Here is a 2,580-nt window from a genome sequence, read left to right on the forward strand (position 1 = left end):
TTTACGGTCAAGCCGCCCTAGAAGGGCGGGGTTTTAAACCCAAAATTTTTGATAATTGATAATTGAGAGGGAACCGGGAATCGTGTTTTCCTTGTTTCCCATCATCCCGATCGCACCATCATCCCATCATCCCGATCGCACCATCATCTCATCATCCCATCATTTCCTCAGCGATACATCGTATACTCCGAGGCGACTAACATCGAACCGATGCCGGAGTCGGTGAAGATTTCTAAGAGGAGGGCGTGAGGGATGCGTCCGTCGATGATGTGGGCGGCGTGGACGCCTTGGGCGAGCGATCGAACGCAACAATTTACTTTCGGAATCATACCTCCAGCTACGATACCATCGTCGATGAGTTGTCTCGCCTGCTGAATGTTTAACTGGTGAAGCAACGTCGAAGAATCTTTGTAATCCCGTAGAATTCCCGGTGTATCTGTCAACAGAATCAGCTTTTCGGCGTTGAGGGCGGCGGCGATTTCTCCGGCGACGGTATCGGCGTTGATGTTATACGCCTGTCCGGTTTCGTCGGCGGCGACGCTGGAGACCACGGGAACGTAACCGTCCGATACTAGGGATTCGAGGACGGCGGGATTGACGGAGGCCACTTCCCCGACGAAACCGATTCCTTTTTGTCCTTGAGGGCGGGCGTGAATCAGGTTTCCGTCTTTTCCGCACAGCCCCACCGCCGAACCGCCTGCGGCGTTGATGAGGGCGACGAGTTCTTTGTTGACTCGTCCGACGAGAACCATTTCTACGACATCCATCGTCGGGGCGTCGGTGACGCGCAATCCGTCTTTAAATTGAGGATCGATGCCCAGTTTCCCCAGCCAGGTGTTGATTTCCGGGCCGCCGCCGTGAACCACCACCGGACGCAATCCGACGCAGGAGAGAAAAACGATATCGCGGACGACTTTATCTTTGAGGGAACTGTCTTTCATGGCCGCCCCCCCGTATTTCACCACGACGGTTCGTCCGGCGAACTGTTGGATATAGGGGAGGGCTTCACTGAGAACGCGAACTCGGGTAGCGTCGTCTTTTTTGAGATATTCGTGTTCCATTGAAAGGTTTTTGTTGTGCTTGACGGTATTGCGAGTATACCGGAATCTTAGCCCGTGGAACGCTCGGGAGGAAAGACGCGCAACATTTGATTTCCTCCTTTTTGAAATTCGTATTTGACATCTTCGATACAGACACCGTAACCCCGTTCTGCTAGGGATTCGATGACGGGTTTCAGGTGCGGAGAAATCTCTCCGGCAAAGTTAGTAATCAGGGGGAAAATTCGGGCTTCTCGGGCGACGCGACACATTTCCTCGATCGCCTGTAGGTGAAACTCTAGGTCGAACTGTTCGGAATAGGTAAACAGGAGGTGGGCGCAGAGGGCTAAATCGAAGGTTTCGGGGGGAAATGGGAGGTTCGGGAGGGATTCGGTGAGATAGCGGCCTTGCTGTTTTCCGGTGGGGAAATCTTCGAGAAATCGCCGCATGGCTACTAAACGCACTTGTCCCAAGTGTTCGGGGGTGGTGATGTCTCGCCAGAGGAATTTTTCGAGGTTGTCATCGAGGGCTTCGAGAATCACGGGGTAGGTTTCTCGAATGCGGGAGTCGAGATCGTCGGCGGAAAATTGATAGATGGGGTCGCAGGAGACGACGCGGGTTCCGGCTTGGGTGGCTTCGGTGTTGAAACTCGATGGACCTCCGCCGCAGTCGAGGATGCGTCCGTGGAAGTCCTCCTTGATGAGGTTGAACATCCGGATATAGTCGTCGAGCGATCGACCCCAGGGGACGACTTGTTTAAGAGTGAGACCCATTGGGTGGTTCGGTTGGTGGTTTTAAGATAGTGGGAATGGCGGTGAGGAGGCGATCGACAATGCGATCGCTCGATTCGTTACCGCCTATGGACAGGTGAAGATCGGCTTGTTCGTATTTCGATCGCCGTTCGTCTAACAGCCGTTGCAGCTTCGCCAGGGGATCGGCTTCTTTAAGAAGGGGACGGCTGCTGTCGTCTTGGAGTCGATCGAACAGGGTTTTGGGGGGAACGTCCAACCACACCACGAGACCGTATTTCAGGTAACTCCAGTTTTTCTGTTGGGTGACGATTCCGCCGCCTGTGGAGACGACAGAATGTTGGTACGCCGCCACTTGCGCTAAAACTTGATGTTCGATGTCTCGAAACGTCGGTTCGCCGTCTTGGGCGAAAATCTCGTTGATGGTGGTTCCCGTCGCCTGTTCGATTATTGCATCTGTGTCGAGGAACCGATACCCCAGTCGATGGGCGAGGTGTTGTCCTACTGTGGTTTTCCCCGCTCCCATCATCCCGACGAGATAGATGTTAAGACCTTGGAGAATGTCGTTCACGCGCTTGTTTCGATCGAGTCTTGAGTCCTTTTGTGCTGTACCAGTGTATCGGGAATGGGGCGTTTGTGGGGTTGATGAGGTGATGAGGTGAGGGGATGATGAGGTGATGAGGTGAGGGGATGATGAGGTGAGGGGATGATGAGGTGATGAGGTGAGGGGATGATGAGGTGATGAGGTGAGGGGATGATGAGGTGAGGGGATGATGAGGTGAGGGGATGATGAG

3 protein-coding genes are annotated in these 2,580 nt (G+C 53.9%); all 3 read right to left on the reverse strand.

What is annotated here, in order from left to right:
- Positions 1-167: 167 nt before the first annotated feature.
- From argB to ACP5D4_RS10070, 3 genes are read right to left on the reverse strand one after another with little or no spacing between them, the layout of a single operon-like run.
- Positions 168-1,061, reverse strand: coding sequence for an acetylglutamate kinase (gene argB / locus ACP5D4_RS10060; RefSeq protein WP_428011492.1), 894 nt, complete (start codon positions 1,059-1,061; stop codon positions 168-170).
- Between the two features lie 47 nt (positions 1,062-1,108).
- Entirely contained in the window at positions 1,109-1,810 is a 702-nt protein-coding gene (locus tag ACP5D4_RS10065) for a class I SAM-dependent methyltransferase (protein WP_428011493.1), read from the reverse strand.
- On the reverse strand, positions 1,794-2,357 hold the full coding sequence (locus ACP5D4_RS10070; RefSeq protein WP_428011494.1) for a shikimate kinase: 564 nt from the start codon (positions 2,355-2,357) through the stop codon (positions 1,794-1,796). Before ACP5D4_RS10070 ends, ACP5D4_RS10065 begins: the two co-directional genes overlap by 17 nt.
- Positions 2,358-2,580 lie beyond the last annotated feature (223 nt).

The organism is Baaleninema sp. (assembly GCF_049974805.1).
Taxonomy (GTDB): domain Bacteria; phylum Cyanobacteriota; class Cyanobacteriia; order Cyanobacteriales; family Geitlerinemataceae; genus Baaleninema.